General features: G+C 59.6%; 18 protein-coding genes and 1 pseudogene. 3 read left to right on the forward strand and 16 right to left on the reverse strand.

The genetic code is table 11. The annotated features are described in order from the left end of the window. Positions 1-53: 53 nt before the first annotated feature. The 5 genes from ntrX to dusB form a co-directional block, all read right to left on the reverse strand. Positions 54-1,418: a nitrogen assimilation response regulator NtrX gene (gene ntrX, locus FHP24_RS18880; protein WP_112459154.1), complete on the reverse strand. Its 1,365-nt coding sequence runs from the start codon at positions 1,416-1,418 to the stop codon at positions 54-56. After that, positions 1,408-3,678 (reverse strand): sensor histidine kinase NtrY-like, encoded by a 2,271-nt coding sequence (locus FHP24_RS18885; RefSeq protein WP_139677980.1) that lies wholly within the window; start codon positions 3,676-3,678, stop codon positions 1,408-1,410. The genes ntrX and FHP24_RS18885 overlap by 11 nt, the downstream gene beginning before the upstream one ends. Positions 3,679-3,979: 301 nt before the next feature. Further along, positions 3,980-5,431: a nitrogen regulation protein NR(I) gene (gene ntrC / locus FHP24_RS18890; RefSeq protein ID WP_139677786.1), complete on the reverse strand. Its 1,452-nt coding sequence runs from the start codon at positions 5,429-5,431 to the stop codon at positions 3,980-3,982. Further along, positions 5,428-6,576, reverse strand: a complete 1,149-nt coding sequence (locus FHP24_RS18895) for a two-component system sensor histidine kinase NtrB (protein WP_139677787.1) — start codon at positions 6,574-6,576, stop codon at positions 5,428-5,430. The genes ntrC and FHP24_RS18895 overlap by 4 nt, the downstream gene beginning before the upstream one ends. After that, complete coding sequence (dusB, locus tag FHP24_RS18900) at positions 6,573-7,589, reverse strand: tRNA dihydrouridine synthase DusB (protein ID WP_139677788.1); 1,017 nt, start codon at positions 7,587-7,589, stop codon at positions 6,573-6,575. Before dusB ends, FHP24_RS18895 begins: the two co-directional genes overlap by 4 nt. A gap of 178 nt (positions 7,590-7,767) precedes the next feature. Here dusB and FHP24_RS18905 point away from each other — a divergent pair, with 178 nt between their 5' ends. Then, a complete protein-coding gene (locus FHP24_RS18905; RefSeq protein ID WP_139677789.1) occupies positions 7,768-8,958 on the forward strand; it encodes a bifunctional 2-C-methyl-D-erythritol 4-phosphate cytidylyltransferase/2-C-methyl-D-erythritol 2,4-cyclodiphosphate synthase in 1,191 nt (396 codons plus the stop codon). Then, on the forward strand, positions 8,955-9,458 hold the full coding sequence (locus tag FHP24_RS18910) for a CinA family protein (RefSeq protein WP_139677790.1): 504 nt from the start codon (positions 8,955-8,957) through the stop codon (positions 9,456-9,458). Before FHP24_RS18905 ends, FHP24_RS18910 begins: the two co-directional genes overlap by 4 nt. 3 nt (positions 9,459-9,461) lie before the next feature. Here FHP24_RS18910 and FHP24_RS18915 read toward each other — a convergent pair whose 3' ends face one another. Beyond that, positions 9,462-9,920, reverse strand: coding sequence for a type II toxin-antitoxin system RatA family toxin (locus FHP24_RS18915; RefSeq protein ID WP_139677791.1), 459 nt, complete (start codon positions 9,918-9,920; stop codon positions 9,462-9,464). 31 nt (positions 9,921-9,951) lie between these two features. Then, positions 9,952-10,512: pseudogene (locus FHP24_RS18920) on the reverse strand (AAA family ATPase). 187 nt (positions 10,513-10,699) lie between these two features. Between FHP24_RS18920 and FHP24_RS18925 the strand changes: the two are divergent. Further along, positions 10,700-10,885: a hypothetical protein gene (locus tag FHP24_RS18925; RefSeq protein ID WP_139677792.1), complete on the forward strand. Its 186-nt coding sequence runs from the start codon at positions 10,700-10,702 to the stop codon at positions 10,883-10,885. 18 nt (positions 10,886-10,903) lie between these two features. Here FHP24_RS18925 and lipA read toward each other — a convergent pair whose 3' ends face one another. The 9 genes from lipA to FHP24_RS18970 all read right to left on the reverse strand — a co-directional run bounded on the left by lipA (position 10,904) and on the right by FHP24_RS18970 (position 19,199). Then, positions 10,904-11,878, reverse strand: a complete 975-nt coding sequence (lipA, locus tag FHP24_RS18930; RefSeq protein WP_139677793.1) for a lipoyl synthase — start codon at positions 11,876-11,878, stop codon at positions 10,904-10,906. A 112-nt stretch (positions 11,879-11,990) separates the two neighbouring features. Further along, complete coding sequence (locus tag FHP24_RS18935) at positions 11,991-12,239, reverse strand: GlsB/YeaQ/YmgE family stress response membrane protein (RefSeq protein ID WP_139677981.1); 249 nt, start codon at positions 12,237-12,239, stop codon at positions 11,991-11,993. Positions 12,240-12,324: 85 nt separating this feature from the next. Further along, a complete protein-coding gene (lpdA, locus tag FHP24_RS18940; protein WP_139677794.1) occupies positions 12,325-13,770 on the reverse strand; it encodes a dihydrolipoyl dehydrogenase in 1,446 nt (481 codons plus the stop codon). 75 nt (positions 13,771-13,845) lie between these two features. Further along, complete coding sequence (locus FHP24_RS29245) at positions 13,846-14,118, reverse strand: YdcH family protein (RefSeq protein ID WP_139677795.1); 273 nt, start codon at positions 14,116-14,118, stop codon at positions 13,846-13,848. 70 nt (positions 14,119-14,188) lie between these two features. Continuing rightward, positions 14,189-14,827: an SGNH/GDSL hydrolase family protein gene (locus FHP24_RS18950; protein ID WP_139677796.1), complete on the reverse strand. Its 639-nt coding sequence runs from the start codon at positions 14,825-14,827 to the stop codon at positions 14,189-14,191. Between the two features lie 18 nt (positions 14,828-14,845). Next, positions 14,846-16,192: a pyruvate dehydrogenase complex dihydrolipoamide acetyltransferase gene (locus FHP24_RS18955; protein ID WP_139677797.1), complete on the reverse strand. Its 1,347-nt coding sequence runs from the start codon at positions 16,190-16,192 to the stop codon at positions 14,846-14,848. A gap of 15 nt (positions 16,193-16,207) precedes the next feature. Then, positions 16,208-17,608 (reverse strand): pyruvate dehydrogenase complex E1 component subunit beta, encoded by a 1,401-nt coding sequence (locus FHP24_RS18960; protein WP_139677798.1) that lies wholly within the window; start codon positions 17,606-17,608, stop codon positions 16,208-16,210. Positions 17,609-17,628: 20 nt separating this feature from the next. Further along, a complete protein-coding gene (gene pdhA, locus FHP24_RS18965; RefSeq protein WP_139677799.1) occupies positions 17,629-18,687 on the reverse strand; it encodes a pyruvate dehydrogenase (acetyl-transferring) E1 component subunit alpha in 1,059 nt (352 codons plus the stop codon). A 194-nt stretch (positions 18,688-18,881) separates the two neighbouring features. Next, positions 18,882-19,199 carry an FtsB family cell division protein gene (locus tag FHP24_RS18970; protein ID WP_139677982.1) on the reverse strand — a complete coding sequence of 106 codons (318 nt, stop codon included), beginning with the start codon at positions 19,197-19,199 and terminating at the stop codon, positions 18,882-18,884. Positions 19,200-19,352: the final 153 nt, after the last annotated feature.

Consider the following 19,352-nt stretch of genomic DNA (forward strand, 5'->3'; position numbering starts at 1 on the left):
GATCGCGATATTCGGGACCGCACGGATGCGATCCCCGTATTCGTTTGGACGGATCAGACGCCGAGCGATTTCAGCTTCCGGTGCAACGCCGAGCGTTCCATGCCGACGAACTCGGCAGTGCGGGAAATATTGCCGCCAAAACGATTGATCTGGGCAATCAGGTAATCACGCTCGAACATTTCGCGCGCCTCTCTCAAAGGAAGCGTCATGATGTGGACGTCACCCTTGGAAGAGACCTTGGGCAGCATGTCGCCGAGATCCGTCGGCAGCATGTCGGCCGAGATTGCCGTGTCAGGACCATCCGTGCGGGCAAGGATCATCAGACGTTCGATATTGTTGCGCAGCTGGCGGATGTTGCCCGGCCAGTCATGCGCCTGCAGCACCGCCATCGCGTCATCGCCGATCTTGCGCGGGCGGATACCTGCCTGCTCAGACACCTGCCGCATGAACATGTCGACGAGGAAAGGAATGTCCTCCCGGCGTTCGGCCAGCGCGGGTACCTTGACCGGAACCACAGCCAGGCGATGGTAGAGATCCTCGCGGAAAGCTCCCTCGGAGATCAGGCTCTCGAGATTATAGGCGGTCGACGAAATGATTCGGACATCGACCTTCACCCGCTTTGATCCGCCGACCCGCTCGAACTGCTGGTCGACAAGCACACGAAGGATCTTGTTCTGAGTCTCGCGCGGCATTTCGCCGATCTCGTCGAGATAGAGAATGCCGCGATGTGCTTCTTCCAGCGCGCCGATCTTGCGGGCCTGGCCGGGCGTTCCCTCGGTACCAAAAAGTGCCACTTCCATCCGGTCGGGCGTGATCGTCGCCGCATTAAGAGCGACGAACGGGCCTGTTGCACGCGAGGACTTGCGGTGGATCATCCGGGCGACAAGTTCCTTGCCGGAGCCGGAAGGGCCAAGGATCATGATGCGGCTGTTGGTCGGCGCCACTTTTTCGATCGTCTGGCGAAGCTGGGATACAGCAACCGAGGTTCCGACCAATTCGGCCGCGTCACCGGTGCGTTTCTTCAGCTCGGTGACCTCGCGCTTGAGTTTGGAGTTTTCCAGCGCCCGTTCAGCGATCAAGATCAGCCGGTCCGCCTTGAATGGCTTTTCGATAAAATCGAAGGCGCCGCGCTTGATCGCGGAGACGGCCGTCTCGACATTGCCGTGACCGGAGATCATCACGACAGGCAGATCGGGATGACGGCTCTTGACCTCGTCCAGCAATGCCAGACCGTCGAGCTTCGAACCCTGCATCCAGATATCGAGGAAAATCAGCCGCGGCACGCGGTCGGAAATCGCCGCCAATGCACTGTCGCTGTCATGCGCCATCCGCGTCTCGTGCCCCTCGTCGGAGAGAATACCCGAAACGATTTCGCGGATATCCGCCTCGTCATCGACGACCAGAATGTCAGACGCCATAAGCCATTTCCTTGTCTTTATCCGTCACGGGTGAAGCAGCTGCCTCGATATGCGGCAGGAGCACCCTGATCATGGCGCCTTTGCCATGGTCGAAATCGGCGGGGGCATCGTGCAGTTCGAGCTGCCCCCCATGTTCTTCAATGATTTTCTTGACGATGGCGAGGCCGAGGCCTGTGCCCTTTTCGCGCATCGTCATATAGGGTTCGAGAATTCGGTGGCGGTTCTCGGTCGGCAGGCCGCTGCCGTTGTCGATCACATCCACGACGAAAAGATCCCGGGCCTTGTCGTAGCTCGAACGGACCAGCACCTTGCGCCCGTCGCGCTCCTCGTCAGCTGGCACCATCTCGATCGCTTCCACCGCATTCTTGACGAGGTTGCCGAAAGCCTGACCGAGCATGCGCCCGTCGAACAACCCGTTCAGCGGCTCATCGCCAAGCTCGCGAATGAAATCGACATGCGTCGTGCCCATTTCGCGCAGGAAAATCGAATCCTTCAGGATACCCCTGAGATCCGTGATTTCCTTGGACGGTTTCGGCATGCGGGCAAAGGACGAAAATTCATCGACCATCCGGCCGATATCGCCGACCTGTCGAACGATCGTATCCGTGCACTGGTCAAAGACCGCCCGGTCGTTCTCATCGATCTGCTTGCCGTAACGGCGCTTCAAACGTTCCGCCGAGAGCTGGATCGGTGTCAGCGGGTTCTTGATCTCATGGGCGATGCGGCGTGCAACGTCTGCCCAGGCGGTCGAGCGCTGCGCGATGACGAGGTCCGTGATGTCGTCGAGCGTGATCACGTAGGAATCGCTTGAGGTTCTCTGTTCTTCACGGGTGACCTGAACCGACAAGGTACGTTCCTTGCCGTTGCGCATCAGGTTCACTTCCTTGCGGAATTCGCCACGAGAGCGCGTCGTTGCCTCGGTCAGCACGTGATCGATTTCGGGCGCTATCTCCTGCAGCGTCTTGCCGATCAGACCATCTTGATCGGTTCCGAGCATTTCCTCGACCGAAGGATTGACGATGCTGATCCGTCGGTCATCCACCCCGATAACGGCGGCCGTCACGCCGGAAAGCACCGCTTCGATGAAGCGGCGGCGATCATCCACTTCATCCTTGGCTTCAAGGATTTCATCCTGCTGCGTCCGGATTTCGGAGATCATCTTGTTGAACGTGCGCGACAGGCTGCCGACGTCACCGTCCGCGGCGCGAACGGGAACCACGACATTGAGATTGCCGCTGCCGACGGCATCCGCAGCGCTGATCAGAAGACGAATTGGCCGTACGATACGGTCGGCCACCGCGATTGCCGCCCAGATGGCTGCCAGAAGAACGATCAGCGCAAATCCGAGATAGAGCACCGCAAAAGCGAACTGAAGCGACGAGCGGCCTGCTTCCATCGCCTTGTATTCGGCGGTGTTCTCTTCCATCAGGCGCATGGCATTCATGACCTTGGGATCGACAGCGCGGATCGTGTAGAGGAACGTTCCGGTTATGGCATCCGTCTTCATCACCGCCCCGACAAGGTTGGTGATTCCAGGCGGAATGAGCGTCGGCTGGCCGCCAGCGGCGGACTTGAGCGCATCGGCGGGAATGGCCGGCAGCGGACGTTCAGTCTTGATATCGGCCTGCGCGATCGCCTGACCGTCCTCCTGCACGAGGAAGGCACCCAGCATGCCACGCCCGCGGGCCTGCCTTGTCATCAGATCGAGAAACCCGGTGCGATCGAGATAGAACATCGCCCGGTTACGTTCGAGGTCGTTGGACATCGAAACGGTCTGGCCCTGCAGATAGCTCGCATTCTCCATCATATAGGCGCGGGCGATGTCCTGCGACGACTGCACGATCGATTGCGTGCGCAGCGAGAACCAGCGATCGAGACCGACATTCAACGTCAGACTTGCAAAAATCGCCACAAGCACCGCCGGTGTAATGGCGACGATGGAAAACAGAACGACGATGCGAACATGAAGGCGTGCAGCCGCTCTGCCCCGATTTCTGGCGCGCACAAGCCGCGTGACCTCGCGCCCGATGAGATACATCAGGCCGATGATGAACAGCGAGTTGATGACGGCTGACGCGATGACGACATTGCCGGTCGGCGCAATCGGCGTCAGTCCGAGAAGCACGAGCAGCGTGAGGATGGCGCAGACGAGTGCGCCGCCAGCCAGAAGAATGCCCGGCAAAGCGAAGGACGCGCGACGATCCTGGATAAAGGTCGCAGATTGAGCGTCGGCAAGGGGTGCCGTCCCGCCGTCCACCATCATTTTCCTCCCGCTGTGGGACCAAACACTTTGTCGCCTGACCACATTTGGAAAGACGCTTCAAAATTACCGAAATAGGATGTCCGTCGCTCTGACCGCAAAACGCCGCCGGTCCAACTAGGGCACCTGCGTGACCTCTAAGCAACGCATTGTGGCGAAAATGCAACGATGATCCTCAACTGTCAAGCAGGCGACGAAGTCGTCATGCGAGAACCCCGCCTATTCACGCAATTATAAGTGAACAGGCCGGGTGTTCTGCGGATGAGAGAAAACCGTCATGTCCGACGGCTTTTCACCAATCTTATGCGGAGCGTGAACTGCGATAGACCGAGACGCCCAGTTCGCGGATCTTTTTGCGAAGCGTATTGCGGTTGAGGCCGAGCAGGTCGGCCGCCTTGATCTGGTTTCCTCGTGTTGCCGTCAGTGCGGCAAGGATAAGCGGATATTCCATCTCCGTCAGCACGCGATCGTAGAGGCCAGGCGGCGGCAGGTTTTCCCCGAACCCCGCAAAATAGCTGCGCATGTTCTCTTCCACGGCCTGCGCGATGGTCAGCGAACCGCCACGCGGGTTCACCTTGTCGATCGGGCTGTCGGGAACGTCCGACCGCAATTCGCTATCGATGATTTCGCGGGTGATCACTTCCTGTGGATAAAGCGCCATCAGGCGCCGCACCAGGTTTTCCAGCTCGCGCACGTTACCCGGCCAGGCATAGGACTTCATCACGTCGAGCGCTTCGCTGTCGAAACGCTTGGCGTCGAGGCCTTCCTTCTCCGCCATCTGCATGAAGTGGCGAACGAGGTCTGCAATATCCTCGGCACGATCGCGCAGCGGCGGCAGGCGAAGCGGCACGACGTTGAGACGGTAATAGAGATCTTCGCGGAACAGGCCCTGATTGATCAGGTGCTTCAGATCCTTGTTGGTGGCAGCGACGATGCGCACATCGGTGCGGATCGGAGTACGCCCGCCCACAGTCGTGTATTCGCCCTGCTGCAGCACGCGCAGAAGACGCGTCTGCGCATCCATCGGCATGTCGCCGATTTCGTCGAGGAACAGCGTGCCGCCCTCGGCCTGTTCAAAACGACCGGTGGAGCGGTTCTGCGCGCCGGTAAAGGCGCCCTTCTCGTGACCGAACAGTTCTGATTCGATCAGGTCGCGCGGAATGGCGGCCATGTTGATCGCCACGAACGGACCATTGCGACGCTTGCCATAATCATGCAGCGCGCGGGCGACCAGTTCCTTGCCGGTACCCGACTCGCCGGTGATCATCAGCGTCAGGTCGGTCTGCATCAAACGGGCGAGAACGCGGTAGATTTCCTGCATTGCGGCCGATCGGCCGACCAGCGGCATGCCGTCCTGCATGTCGTCGTCGAGACGCGCAGGTTTGCGCTTCGGCTCGGCCAGAGCCCTGCCGATTATGGCGATCAGCTCGGTCAGGTCAAAAGGCTTCGGCAGATAGTCGTAGGCGCCTTTTTCCGACGCGCGGATGGCGGTCATGAACGTGTTCTGCGCGCTCATTACCAGCACGGGCAGATCGGGCCGTGCCTTCTTGATACGTGGCAGAAGGTCGAAGGCGTTTTCATCCGGCATCACCACATCGGTCACGACGAGGTCGCCCTCGCCGGCCGAAATCCAGCGCCACAAGGTGGCAGCATTCGAGGTGATGCGTACCTCGTAACCGGCCCGGGTCAGGGCCTGGTTCAGGACGGTACGGATGGCCGCGTCGTCGTCGGCGACAAGGATCGTGGCAGTCATGTTTCGCTTCCTGTGGAGTTCAAGGCGCGGCCGTCCCCAGCCTCTTCCTTGTGCATGGGCATCAGAACACGGAATATGGTTCGGTGGGCCTGGCTGTCGCATTCGACAATGCCGCCATGGCCACCAATGATCTTGGCGACCAGCGCGAGCCCGAGCCCGGACCCGTTGGTCTTTGTGGTGATGAATGGATCGAAGAGATGCGGCACGAGGTCGGACGGCACGCCGGGACCATTGTCGATGACGCAGAATTCCAAGGGCAACGAGATCTTTTCGCGCGTGCCGGCGACCGAAAGACGAATGCCGGGACGATAGGCCGTCGTCAGCATGATTTCGGCATCCGATTGCCCGTCCACGGCCTCGGCCGCATTCTTGATGAGGTTGAGAAACACCTGCACCAGCTGGTCGCGATTGGCGTAGACCGGCGGCAGAGACGGATCGTACATCTCGGAAATCTTGATCTCGCGGCCGAACCCCGCCTTGGCGACGGCTTTCACATGGTCGAGGACCGAATGGATGTTGAGCGGAACCCGATCGACCGGGCGCTCATCGGAAAACACTTCCATGCGATCGACGAGCGAGACAATCCGATCGGTCTCATCGCAGATCAGGCGGGTGAGCGGCCGGTCCTCGTCGGGAACGACCGTCTCGAGAAGCTGCGCTGCGCCACGAATGCCAGACAGCGGGTTCTTGATCTCGTGCGCCAGCATCGAGGCAAGCCCCGTTACCGAGCGCGCAGCGGCGCGATGCGTGAGCTGGCGGTCGATCTTGTCCGCCATCGAGCGTTCCTGAAACACGACGACGATCGAACCGGGTTCGCTGACGACAGGCGCGACGTAGAGATCGACGAGCTTCTCCTGCCCCAACTTCGGGGAAGACAGATCGACGCGGTATTCGTTGACCGGCGCCTTGCGCTCCCGCACCTGCTCGATCAGCGCCAGAAGCGGGCTGCCAAAGGGAATGAAGCTGGAAATCTTGTATTTTGCGAGATGCGCAGCACTTGCCCCGAAGAAGGACTCCGCTTCCCAGTTGGCAAACGCGATCTTTCCGGCCTGATCGACCAGAATGACCGGGTTCTGCACGGAATTGAGGACGGCCATGGCGAGCGCCTGCCCATGGGCAGCGTCCTGAACAGCGGACTTTGTCATGCAGCCTCCTTGCGGGCCGGTGAGGATACGCCGTCTGCGAAAACGGATGAAAGGCGTCGGATAACGTCAGCAGGGTCACGAGATATCATGATCGCCGCCTTGTCCTCTGCCGCGATGTCGCAATCCTGACGTTCGATATACCAGCCAAGATGTTTGCGGGCATGCCTGAGCCCGGCTTCGACGCCGTAAAACTCCAGCATTGCCTCATAGTGTTCGATAACGATGGCACCGATTTCATTGCGTGCCGGTACCGCATGTCCCGCAAGCCAGCCGACATGCCAGGGCCTGCCCTGCGCTCCGCGACCGACCATGACGGCATCGGCACCCGACCGCTGCAGGATCTCTGCGGCATCTTCCGGCGTCTGCACATCGCCATTGGCGATCAGCGGAATGGAGAGCACGTCGCGAACCGCGCGGATCGCATCCCAGTCCGCCTTGCCTTCGTAGAACTGCATGCGGGTGCGTCCATGCACGGTGACAAGCTGGACACCGGCCTCTTGCGCCCGGCGTGCGATCAGCGGGGCATTGAGACTGTCATGATCCCAGCCGAGCCGCATCTTGACGGTTACCGGGACGGAAACGGCTTTCACCGTCGCCTCGATCAGCGCTAGCGCATGATCAGGGTCACGCATCAAGGCCGAGCCGGAATAACCACCGGTCACCTTTTTCGCCGGACAGCCCATATTGATGTCGATGACATCCGCACCATTGTCAGCAGAAATCTTCGCCGCCTCGGCCATCCAATAGGCTTCACGTCCGGCAAGCTGCACCATATGCGGCGTCATCCCGGCGTTTTTCAGCCGCGCCCAGGATTCGCCCTTGTTCATCGCCAGCTCGCGGCTTGCCACCATTTCGGTCACGACCAGCCCGGCACCGAAGCGCCACGCAAGCTTACGGAAAGCCAGATCCGTCACACCCGACATTGGCGCAAGCACGGCCCGATTGCGGACAGTGACCGATCCGATCTGAAATGGTCTGGCAAGGTCGCTGCGCTGCAATTGATGATCTTTCAGGCAAGTCTTTAGTGTGCATTATTTTTATTCAGGTCTTCAGCATTTGCCAAGAGCAATTCCGGAATTGCGTTATTTTTAAGCGACGTGCTGGAAATACGGCTTTTGAGGCTATAGTTCTCGGCCTGTCAATCCAAATCGATAGTGACCAATTCCACTACAGGACGGGAACAGCAACTCCATGACAATCGGCATCGTCATCGTCGCGGCAGGACGAGGGGAAAGAGCTGGCTCGCCGGACGAGGGGCCGAAGCAATACCGCCCGATCGGCGGCCGGCCAGTCATCGCCCATACGCTGGACACGTTCCTTCGCTGGCAAAGGCGCGGGCCGATCGTGGTCGTCATCCACCCGGACGACGAAGAGCTTTACGAGGGTGCAACAGCCGCGCTGTCCGCAAGTGGCGTGATCCTCACCTTCGGCGGCGACACGCGTCAACGCTCCGTCTACGAGGGCCTGAAGGCCCTTTCCGCAACCGAAGCGACGCATGTAATGATCCATGATGCCGCCCGCCCCTTCGTCGATCACGCCCTGCTCGACCGGATCGCCGCGGCCTTCGACGAAGGCATCGATGCCGTCCTGCCTGCAGTCGGCGTGACCGATACCCTGAAGCGCGGCGGCACCGACGGTCGCGTTCATGAGACGGTGCCGCGCGCTGGCCTCTATGCCGCCCAGACACCGCAGAGTTTCCTCCTGTCCGAAATCCGCTCCGCCCACGAAAAGGCTGCGGCGCTTCGTCGCGACGATTTTACCGACGACGCTGCCATTGCCGAATGGGCCGGAATGCCGGTCTCGATCGTCGAAGGCTCCGTCGACAATATCAAGCTTACCGTGAAACGGGACATGACCATGGCCGACGAGAGACTGACAGCAAATGCCCTCCCCGACGTTCGCACCGGCAATGGTTATGACGTGCATCAGCTGGTGCCGGGCGACGGCGTGACGCTTTGCGGCGTCTTCATTCCGCACGACCAGAAGCTCAGCGGCCATTCGGATGCGGACGTCGCGCTGCACGCGCTGACGGACGCGCTGCTCGCCACCTGTGGCGCTGGCGATATCGGCGACCATTTCCCGCCGTCCGACATGCAGTGGAAGGGCGCATCCTCGAAGATCTTTCTCGACCACGCGGCAAAGATCGTGCGGGAAAAAGGCGGCACTATCATGAATGCCGACGTGTCGCTGATTGCGGAAGCACCGAAAGTCGGCCCGCACCGCGACAAGATGCGGGAAAACATGGCTACGATTCTGGGCATTTCGATCGATCGCTGTTCGGTCAAGGCAACGACCAACGAGACGATCGGTTTTGTCGGCCGCCGAGAAGGTATCGCCGCCATAGCAACGGCCACCGTCGTTTACCGCGGATCGCCGGCATGAGCCTCTTCCCGGCCGATATCGAAGCGGAAGCGCGCAGGATCATCACGGAATTCGCTGCCCGCAAGCTGATGATCTCCGCCGCGGAATCCTGCACGGGCGGTCTGATCGCAGGTGCTCTGACCGAGATTGCCGGCTCCTCCGCAGTCGTCGATCGCGGTTTTGTCACCTATACGAACGAAGCCAAGATGGATCTGCTGGGCGTCAATGCGGCAACGTTGAAGGCCTATGGCGCCGTATCACAGCAGACGGCGCTGCAGATGGTGCAGGGCGCGCTATTCCGTTCGCGTGCCGATATCGCAGTGGCGGTGACGGGCATTGCCGGGCCTGGCGGCGGCTCGGCCGAAAAACCTGTCGGGCTCGTGCATGTCGCTGCACGCAACCGGTCAGGCACGATTCTGCACAGGGAGATGCGCTACGGCGATATCGGCCGCAGCGAAGTCCGCCTCGCCACCTTGCGCACGGCTTTTGAAATGCTGATCGAAGTGGCGGTGACGCAGTAGCACTCAGCTCGCGGCATAGACCTTGTCGGCGCGTGTCTCGAAGGCATCAGTGAACATCCGGAAGGCACGATCGAACATCGAGCCCATCAGGGCGCCGAGAATCATGCTCTTGAACTCGTAGTCGATGTAGAAATGCACGATGCAACCCTGCCCGCCATCCGTAGGTGGCTCGAAACGCCAGCGATTGTCGAGATATTTGAACGGTCCCTCGATATACTTGACGTCGATCGCCTGCTCGGCGGGATTGAGAAGCACCTGGGTGGTGAAGGTTTCCTTGATCGCCTTGTAACCGACCGTCATGTCTGCGAGCAGCAAGGTCTTGCCGTCGCGCTCCTTGGTGGAGCGAATGACAAGCGCTTCGCAAAGCGGCAGGAATTCCGGATAACGCTGGACGTCCGCGACGAGGGCGTACATCTGTTCGGGACTGTGCTTGACCGGGCGGCGAATTTCGAACTTTGGCATGACGTGGAGTTAATCTGCGCCCCGGGGAAGATCAAGCCCCGAGACGATCGAGAAGCTGCCGCATTTCGGCACGCGATCTCAGTGTCAGAACCGGGCAGTCGGGATTGAAACGGCGGATCCCGTCCACGATCCTCGGTGAGGTCTGCCGTTCGAAATTCCAGATGAAGGACAGGAACTCGCGATCGAAAAGCCTCTCCGGGCATCCGGGAGCCATGTCCGGTCTTGATCGCCCCAGATGGCGGACACCTCGCGAAAAGACGCCCCATAGACAAAGCTAGAGCGGCATCCGCACCCAGATGATGAACCCTGCCCGCGGCATTCTGAGATCGAAGCTCGAGGATCCCGTCCCGTCCATCAGCCAGCGATCCCCGGCCACTGCGTCCGCGATCATGCCTCGCGTTTCGGACCGGCCCCTTTTCACCCATCCCGGAAACCAGTAGAAGTCCCGGTCCATGGAGATGTAAGGCAGATCAAGTCTGGCGCAGATCTGCTGCGAAAGCGTCGATTTACCGCCTCCAGAACAACCGATGACGAGGATGCGATCAGCCTCGTGGAGCGCCTTTGCGCACGCTTCCATATCCGTGGAGAGCATATAATTCACCTCACTGGAATGGTGATCACGGCCATTTTGTCGCAGTGCACACTTCCCGTTTGAGGAATTTCAAGTTAAAGAAATTTAATGTGACGCGAGGCGGTTGTAGTATTCCAAGTCCGCAATCAGCCCTATATTGGTGCGTTGCAATATTGATAAGCTCTATCTATCCGAAAGACGCATACCCATGGACGATTTCGCACAGATGATAAAGCTGCTCGAATCAGCAAAGCAGCTTGCAGATATGAATGGCATGCCCGTTCTCGCCTATTTCATCGAAATGGCAAAGGGCGAGACACGCGGCCACAAGGCTACGCTCCGCGAGCGCAGGCACGGCCAGGACAAGCCCCGCAAGATCGAAGCCGCGGAATAACAACAGACAGGTTGCCGCCTATTCGGCGGCAGCCAGGAACTTCTTTTCGCGCGCCGCCCGCAGGCGGGCAAAATCGTCACCGGCATGGTGCGACGAACGCGTAAGCGGGCTGGATGCAACCATTAGGAAGCCCTTCGTATAGGCCACGGTCTCGTAAGACTTGAACTCTTCCGGCGTGACGAATTTCTCGACCTTGTGGTGCTTGCGCGTCGGCTGCAGATACTGGCCAATCGTCAGGAAGTCGACATCCGCCGTCCTCAGATCATCCATCAACTGAAGCACTTCATTGCGCTCCTCACCGAGGCCGACCATGATGCCGGACTTGGTGAACATCGTCGGATCGAGTTCCTTGACCCGCTGCAGAAGGCGGATCGAGTGGAAGTACCGCGCGCCGGGACGAACCGTCAGATAGTTGCCGGGAACAGTTTCCATATTGTGGTTGAACACGTCCGGCTTGGCGGCCACGACCCGCTCCAGTGCACCCGGCTTCTTCAGGAAGTCCGGCGTCAGGATCTCGATCGTCGTCAGGGGTGACGCGGCCCGGATCGCCCAGATCACCTTTTCGAAATGCTCGGCGCCGCCATCATCCAGGTCGTCGCGATCGACGGAGGTGATGACGACGTGCTGTAGTCCCATTTCCTTGACAGCCTTGGCGACGTTTTCCGGCTCGGCCATGTCGAGGGCATTCGGCTTGCCGGTTGCGACGTTGCAGAAGGCGCAGGCGCGGGTACAGATCTCGCCCATGATCATGAAGGTGGCGTGCTTTTTATCCCAGCACTCACCGATGTTGGGACAGCCCGCCTCTTCGCAGACCGTGACGAGCTTATGCTCCTTCACGATCGACCGGGTTTCCTGGTAGCCCTTGGAAACCGGTGCACGCACGCGAATCCAGTCCGGCTTGCGCATCACCTCGGTATCGGGACGATGCGCCTTTTCCGGATGGCGGACGCGCTTCTCTTCAGAGAGATTGGTCCTGTCGAGAATGGTGACCATGAAATCCTGCTTTCAGCCCCGCATTCATATGGGAGCACGTTGTCCGTTCGGAAAATCTCTATGCATGAACCGCGGCAAATGTTTGCGCGGCATAACTTGCCCGCCCGCTACATTAGCGCCTGACGATTTTGGCGACGAATAGCAAAAGGCTCGCGCCAAGGAAAGCCGTCACGAAATAACCGAGCCGGCTGTCTTTCACCGGCACGTCGAACGTACCCAGCACCGCAATGGCGACGACCGAGCCGACGATCCCCAGAATGATATTCATGAAGATGCCGAAACGCATGTCCATGAGCTTGCCGGCAAGCCAGCCGGCCAGTCCGCCGATGATGATCGCCCCGATCCAGCCAACACTTTCCATCATTCCTCCTCCAAGGGCTCAGATAGTCATTCGGCGCTCCCCAAGCACAAATGGGAAGCGCCTATATCTTGTGAAGATATGGATATCAGGCGTTCAGCACGCGACCATAGGCATCCAGCACGCTTTCCTTCATCGATTCCGAGATGGTCGGATGCGGGAAGATCGTGTGCATCAGGTCTTCTTCGGTCGTCTCGAGGTTCATCGCGACGACAAAGCCCTGGATAAGTTCGGTGACTTCCGCGCCGACCATGTGGGCGCCGAGCAGTTCGCCGGTCTTCTTGTCGAAGATCGTCTTGACCATGCCCTGATCTTCGCCGAGTGCCACGGCCTTGCCGTTGGCCGCAAAGGAAAAGCGGCCGACGCGGATATCGCGGCCCTGTTCCTTGGCCTTGGCTTCCGTTAGACCAACCGAGGCGACCTGTGGGTTGCAATAGGTGCAGCCCGGGATCTTGCTCTTGTCGGTGGCATGAACGTTCGGCAGACCTGCGATCTTTTCGACGCAGACGACGGCTTCGTGTTCAGCCTTGTGAGCCAGCAGCGGACCACCGGCAACGTCGCCGATCGCGTAGATGCCGGCAACGTTGGTCTTGCCGTAGCCGTCGATGACGATGAAACCGCGATCAGTCTTCACGCCGGCAGCTTCGAGACCGATGTTTTCGATGTTGGCTTGAACGCCGACAGCCGAGATCATCCGGTCGGCCGTAATCTTTTCAGATGTGCCGTCCTTCTTCTCGATCGTGGCGGTGACCGAGTTGGCGCCCTTCTCGACCTTGGCGACCTTGGCCTCCAGATGGATCTTGATGCCCTGCTTTTCGAACTGTTTCTTGGCGAAGGCGGAGATTTCCGCATCTTCGACCGGCATGACCTGGCTCATGATCTCGACGACAGTCACATCGACGCCCATGGTGCGGTAGAAGGAAGCGAATTCGATGCCGATGGCGCCCGAGCCCATGACGAGCAGCGACTTCGGCAGTTCTTCCGGCTTCATCGCTTCGAAATAGGTCCAGATCAGCTTGCCATCCGGCTCGATGCCGGGAAGCGCGCGCGGACGGGCGCCGGTTGCGACGATGATGTGCTTGGCGGTGTAGGTGCCCTCGCCCAGCGTGTTTTTCGGAACAGGACCCTGCGGCTGAACAACCGGCTTGGTCGATTTGCCGACGACGATCTCACCCGGCTTGGTGAGCTTGGCTTCGCCCCAGATGATATCGACCTTGTTCTTCTTGAACAGGAAACCGACGCCGTTGTTCATCCGCGCGGCAATGCCACGCGAACGCGCAACGATCGCCTTGACGTCGGGCTTGATCGAGCCTTCGAGCGTCAGGCCGTAATCCTTGGCGTGGGTGGCGGTGTGCAGCACGTCGGCGGTGCGCAGCAGCGCCTTGGTCGGGATGCAGCCCCAGTTGGAGCAAATGCCGGCAAGGTGCTCGCGTTCGACGACGGCGACCTTCATGCCGAGCTGGCTGGCCCGAATGGCGGCGATATAGCCGCCAGGGCCGGAGCCGATTACGATAACGTCATAAGCGTTGGACATGAGCGCTTCCAATCCTCGTTTGTCGAGACCCGGGCGAGTGCCTTGAGGTCTTGTACGGGATGGAAGCGCCTGACGTCATACCGCCAGCTTGATCGCTTCAGCTTCCGGTTCAGGTTGAACCAGCATCCCGTAGATTTCTTCCTTGAGCTGCCGGCGCTGCTTGCACATGTCGATGAGCATGGCATCGCCTGCGGGCTCGTTGCGTCTCTCGGCCATGTGAACCCTCCGGCTCAGATCTTCATAGCTCCTGCAAAGTCGGGCAAAGTGCCCATCCGTCTGCTGGAGATGGCGCACAAGCGCCCTGAAATCCGGAAATTCTGCGGCCAATTCATGCAGCGTACCAGACATGGTCCAAGTCCTTTTTAGCTTCGGAAAGGCCCAGGTTAGGTCCGCCTAAAATTACCTCCGTTGATCCAAATCAAAGGCCAAGCATCATTCGAACGATCGGTTCGAGACCGCGACCAATTGCCCGAGTTCCCTCCGCTGTCAGATGGACCCCGTCGATCGAACTTGTACGAGCGACCGATCCTGCGTCGAAGAATCCGCAGCCGAGATCGTCTGCAAGATCCCGATAGAGCGAGGCAAGCATCGCGGATTCCTCGATGCTGTCGCGGAAAATCGCGGAGAATATTGGATCGGCCGTTTCGCAAAGAGACGGCGGCGATACGATCAGCACGTCAGGCGCATCGTAACCGAACGAATACTCGTGATGACGGATCAACCCGACCAGCCGCTGGATGCCGGCACGCGCCGCATGGGCGGTCCCGGCAATCACCGGCTTCATGTCATTGGTCCCGAGCATGATGACAACGAGATCGAGCGGCATATGGGTGTGAAGCACCGTTGGCAGGTTCTTCACACCATTACGATCGCAGTCGGCCAGGTTATCATCATAACCGGTGGTGCGGCCGTTCAGTCCTTCGGCAATCACGCTGACACCGGGACCAAGGGCGGCCCCGAGGACGCTTGGCCAGCGATCCTCGAAAGCATGTCTTCCCGGTCCTTCGGGATTATATCCCCAGGTCAGCGAATCGCCGAAGCAGAGAACGGTCCTCATCCCTCCGTCCTCCAGCGACTACACCAGCATCGACATCGGGTTTTCAATGTAGCGCTTGAAGGCGGACGCGAGTTCCGCACCGAGCGCACCATCGATGACACGGTGGTCGAAGGCAAACGTCGCCGTCATCACCGTACCGACTTCGATCTTGCCGCCACGAACGACCGGCTTTTCGACGCCGGCGCCAATCGATACGATCGAGGCCTGAGGCAGGTTGACGATCGAGGTGAAGCTGGAAACACCGAACATGCCGAGGTTGGACACCGACGTGGTGCCGCCCTGGTATTCTTCCGGCTTAAGCTTCTTGTCGCGGGCGCGCTTGGCCAGATCCTTCACCTCGCTGGAGATGACAGACAGGGCCTTCGCTTCGGCATTGCGGACGATCGGAGTGATCAGACCATCCGGGATCGACACGGCAACGCCGACGTCGGAATGCTTGTGCAGAACGCGGGCCGTCGAAGTCCAGGAGGCGTTTGCCATCGGGACATCGCGCAGCGCCAGTGCCAGCGCCTTGATGATGAAGTCGTTGACCGAAAGCTTGAAGGCCGGAACCTCGCCCTTCTCGGTTTTCTTCACCGGTGCCGAAGCATTGATCTCGCCGCGCAGCTTGAGCATCGCGTCGAGTTCGCATTCCATCGAGACGGTATAGGCCGGAACGGTCTGGCTCGATTCGGTCAGGCGCGAGGCGATCGTCTTGCGCATGCCGTCATGCGGAAGAAGCTCGTAGGAGCCTTCGGCAAACAGTTTGAGCACGTTGTCGTCCGACGGACCCTTCGCAGCGGCCGGAGCCGGAGCGGCCTGTGCAGCAGCAGGCGCCGCCTTGGCACCGCCGGCCGAAGCCTTCTCGATATCCGCCTTGACGACACGGCCATGCGGACCGGTGCCGGTAACGGCGGACAGGTCGAGGCCGGCTTCCTTGGCCAGACGCCTTGCGAGCGGCGAGGAGAACACACGCTTGCCATCGGCAACCGGTGCAGGCGTCGATGGTGCCGGAGCAGCGTCGGTGACCGGAGCGACAGCCTTCGGGGCTTCAGAAGCGGTTTCAGCCTTTGCAGCTTCGGCCTTGGGAGCCTCAGCCTTAGGGGCGGAACCCGCACCGGCAGCAGCAGCCGCAACGTCTTCGCCTTCTTCGGCAATGATTGCGATCAGGGCGTTGACCTTGACCGCTTCCGTGCCAGCCGGGACGACGAGCTTGGCAATCGTGCCCTCGTCGATGGCTTCGACTTCCATCGTCGCCTTGTCGGTTTCAATCTCGGCGATCACATCGCCGGACTTGACCTTGTCGCCTTCCTTGACCAGCCACTTTGAGAGGTTGCCCTCTTCCATGGTCGGAGAAAGAGCAGGCATGGTGATGTTGATAGGCATCGTATCACCCTTCCCTTACTTGTAGCAGACGGTTTTGACCGCCTGGACGACTTCGCCGACATTCGGCAGCGCCAGTTTTTCGAGGTTCGCGGCGTAGGGCATAGGAACGTCCTTGCCGGCAATCGTCAGCACCGGTGCATCGAGATAGTCGAAAGCCTGCTGCATGACGCGGGTGGCGATTTCGGCGCCGACCGAGTTCTGCGGGTAACCTTCTTCGACCGTCACGAGGCGGCCGGTCTTCTTGACCGATTCGATAACGGTCGGCAGGTCCATCGGGCGGATCGTGCGAAGATCGATCAGTTCGACGTCAATACCTTCCTTGGAAAGCTCTTCGACAGCCTTGACCGCATAGGTCATGCCGATACCGAAGGAGACGATCGTGGCGTCCGTACCCTTCTTGTGGATACGGGCCTTGCCGATCGGCAGAACGAAATCATCGAGCTTCGGCACATCGAAATGCTGACCGTAGAGGATTTCGTTTTCCAGGAAGACGACCGGGTTCGGATCGCGGATCGCAGCCTTGAGCAGGCCCTTGGCGTCGGCAGCCGTATACGGCATGACAACCTTGAGGCCTGGGATCTGGCTGTACCAGGACGCATAGTCCTGGCTGTGCTGCGCGCCAACGCGGGCGGCCGCACCGTTCGGGCCACGGAACACGATCGGAGCGCCCATCTGGCCGCCCGACATATAGAGCGTCTTGGCAGCCGAGTTGATGATCTGGTCGATCGCCTGCATGGCGAAGTTGAAGGTCATGAACTCGACGATCGGCTTGAGACCCGCCATCGCAGCGCCGACACCGACGCCGGCAAAGCCGTGTTCGGTGATCGGGGTATCGATGACGCGGCGTGCGCCGAATTCCTGCAGCAATCCCTGCGTGATCTTGTAGGCGCCCTGGTATTCGGCGACTTCTTCACCCATGACGAAGACGTCTTCGTCACGGCGCATTTCTTCGGCCATCGCGTCGCGCAGGGCTTCGCGAACGGTCGTGGAGACCATTTCCGTGCCGGCCGGAATATCCGGATCGGCAGCAACGTCGACCTTCGGCTGGGCAGGAACCTTGGCCGCGACCGGCGTTTCCTCGGAAGCTTCGCGGGCCTTTCCGCCAGCAGCGTCGGACGACGCAGCCGGGGCATCGGCCTTCGGTGCTTCAGCGGAAATCGCATCGGCGCTTTCGCCTTCGGCGAGCAGCACGGCGATCTTTGTATTGACCTTGACGTTTTCGGTGCCGGCGGCGACCAGCAGCCTGCCGATCACGCCTTCATCGACGGCTTCCACTTCCATGGTCGCCTTGTCGGTCTCGATCTCGGCGAGCACATCGCCGGACTTGACGGTGTCACCTTCCTTTTTGAGCCACTTGGAAAGCGTTCCTTCCTCCATGGTCGGGGAAAGCGCAGGCATCAGAATATCGATAGGCATAGGATTTTTCCTCCCCGCGCTTAGAGCAGGATGTCAGTGTAGAGCTCGGATACATCCGGCTCCGGATCGTTCTGGGCGAAATCGGCACTATCCGTAACGATGTCACGGATATCCTTGTCGATCGCCTTCAACTCGTCCTCGCTCGCCCAGCCCTTTTCCAGCAAGCGCGCACGCACCTGCTCGATCGGGTCCTGCTCGGAGCGCATCTTCTGCACTTCTTCCTTGGAGCGATACTTGGCCGGGTCGGACATCGAGTGACCACGGTAACGGTAGGTCAGCATTTCGAGGATGATCGGGCCCTTGCCGGCGCGGCAATGGGCAAGCGCCTCATCACCGGCAGCCTTGACGGCGCGAACATCCATGCCGTCCACCTGGATACCCGGAATGCCGAAGCCGACGCCACGCATCGAATAGTTCGACTGCGCTGTCGCACGGGCGGTCGAGGTGCCCATGGCGTAACGGTTGTTCTCGACGATATAGATGATCGGCAGTTTCCACAGAGCAGCCATGTTGAAGCTCTCGTAGACCTGACCCTGGTTGGCAGCGCCGTCACCGAAATAGGCGACCGAAACGCTGTCATTGTTTCGGTAGGAATTCGCAAACGCAAGGCCGGTGCCGAGCGACACCTGAGCGCCGACGATACCGTGACCGCCGTAGAAATGCTTCTCCTTGGAGAACATGTGCATCGAGCCGCCCTTGCCCTTGGACAAGCCGCCCTGACGCCCGGTCAGTTCCGCCATGACGCCGCGGGCGCTCATGCCGGTTGCCAGCATGTGACCGTGGTCGCGATAGGCGGTGATGACCTGATCACCTTCCTGCTGCGCCATCTGCATGCCGACGACGACGGCTTCCTGGCCGATATAGAGGTGGCAGAAACCGCCGATGAAGCCCATGCCATAGAGCTGGCCGGCCTTCTCTTCGAAACGACGGATCAGCAGCATCTCGCGATACGCGTGCAGATCATCGTCCTTGCCGAATTCCGGCGTGTTCTTGCCGGTGAATTCCTTCGAAACTGTTTTGCTGGCAGATTTTGCCGCTGGCTTGCGGCCGGATGCAGACGCGGATTTGGTTTGCGCCATCGATCCCTCCCTATGTGCTGCATTGAAAGAGCGGCATCATGGCGAACGGATGTACGCCGCAACCCACTCCGGGTTTCTGCAGCTAACATAGGGAAGAAACCGTCCCCCAGCAATGACATATTTGCATGGCTATCATTCCACACAAGCCACTGAAATTTATTGCATAAAGTTATATTAACCGAAATTCGGTTAATTCAGAAATAGTTGTTAAATATGACTATTTCATCCCTGCGCGAGACATTTAATTGATAACGCGCAATTTCATCGAGCATGTCTTTGTCGAGCGACCCGTCGCTCATCAGATGCACCTGCCGCTCCAAGGCTTCTCTTTTTACGGTGAGCGCCGCAAGCTCGCCGCTACGCGCCACGCGCTGCTTCTCGAATTCCTCAGTCGCGATCAGGCCGAGATCACCGTGGATCGAATGATAGCCGAAATAGGAAAGAAACGCGATGGTGATTGCAGGCAGGATGAAACGGCCAAACTTTCTCTGTTTGTGATGTCTTGTCCACATGCCTGTTCTTAACACCTTGAGCTCACGCGACGGGAGCGATTCATCGCCCGCAGGATAATGAATAGAAAATCGCAGAACTTGCTTAAGCATTCGTTTCGCATATCGCGATGCAGCACACCGATACGAAAAAAGCCCGCGTGCAAAACGCGGGCT

Origin of the sequence: Aliirhizobium smilacinae (assembly GCF_006335145.1) — a bacterium.
GTDB classification, from domain to species: Bacteria; Pseudomonadota; Alphaproteobacteria; order Rhizobiales; family Rhizobiaceae; genus Neorhizobium; species Neorhizobium smilacinae.

Bases quoted from the DNA above. Each gene is read 5' to 3' on its own strand.
- ntrX (WP_112459154.1), bottom strand. From the start codon at position 1,418: ATGGCGTCTGACATTCTGGTCGTCGATGACGAGGCGGATATCCGCGAA.
- FHP24_RS18885 (WP_139677980.1), bottom strand. From the start codon at position 3,678: ATGGTGGACGGCGGGACGGCACCCCTTGCCGACGCTCAATCTGCGACC.
- ntrC (WP_139677786.1), bottom strand. From the start codon at position 5,431: ATGACTGCCACGATCCTTGTCGCCGACGACGACGCGGCCATCCGTACC.
- FHP24_RS18895 (WP_139677787.1), bottom strand. From the start codon at position 6,576: ATGACAAAGTCCGCTGTTCAGGACGCTGCCCATGGGCAGGCGCTCGCC.
- FHP24_RS18905 (WP_139677789.1), top strand. From the start codon at position 7,768: ATGACAATCGGCATCGTCATCGTCGCGGCAGGACGAGGGGAAAGAGCT.
- FHP24_RS18910 (WP_139677790.1), top strand. From the start codon at position 8,955: ATGAGCCTCTTCCCGGCCGATATCGAAGCGGAAGCGCGCAGGATCATC.
- FHP24_RS18915 (WP_139677791.1), bottom strand. From the start codon at position 9,920: ATGCCAAAGTTCGAAATTCGCCGCCCGGTCAAGCACAGTCCCGAACAG.
- FHP24_RS18925 (WP_139677792.1), top strand. From the start codon at position 10,700: ATGGACGATTTCGCACAGATGATAAAGCTGCTCGAATCAGCAAAGCAG.
- lipA (WP_139677793.1), bottom strand. From the start codon at position 11,878: ATGGTCACCATTCTCGACAGGACCAATCTCTCTGAAGAGAAGCGCGTC.
- FHP24_RS18935 (WP_139677981.1), bottom strand. From the start codon at position 12,239: ATGGAAAGTGTTGGCTGGATCGGGGCGATCATCATCGGCGGACTGGCC.
- lpdA (WP_139677794.1), bottom strand. From the start codon at position 13,770: ATGTCCAACGCTTATGACGTTATCGTAATCGGCTCCGGCCCTGGCGGC.
- FHP24_RS29245 (WP_139677795.1), bottom strand. From the start codon at position 14,118: ATGTCTGGTACGCTGCATGAATTGGCCGCAGAATTTCCGGATTTCAGG.
- FHP24_RS18950 (WP_139677796.1), bottom strand. From the start codon at position 14,827: ATGAGGACCGTTCTCTGCTTCGGCGATTCGCTGACCTGGGGATATAAT.
- FHP24_RS18955 (WP_139677797.1), bottom strand. From the start codon at position 16,192: ATGCCTATCAACATCACCATGCCTGCTCTTTCTCCGACCATGGAAGAG.
- FHP24_RS18960 (WP_139677798.1), bottom strand. From the start codon at position 17,608: ATGCCTATCGATATTCTGATGCCTGCGCTTTCCCCGACCATGGAGGAA.
- pdhA (WP_139677799.1), bottom strand. From the start codon at position 18,687: ATGGCGCAAACCAAATCCGCGTCTGCATCCGGCCGCAAGCCAGCGGCA.
- FHP24_RS18970 (WP_139677982.1), bottom strand. From the start codon at position 19,199: ATGTGGACAAGACATCACAAACAGAGAAAGTTTGGCCGTTTCATCCTG.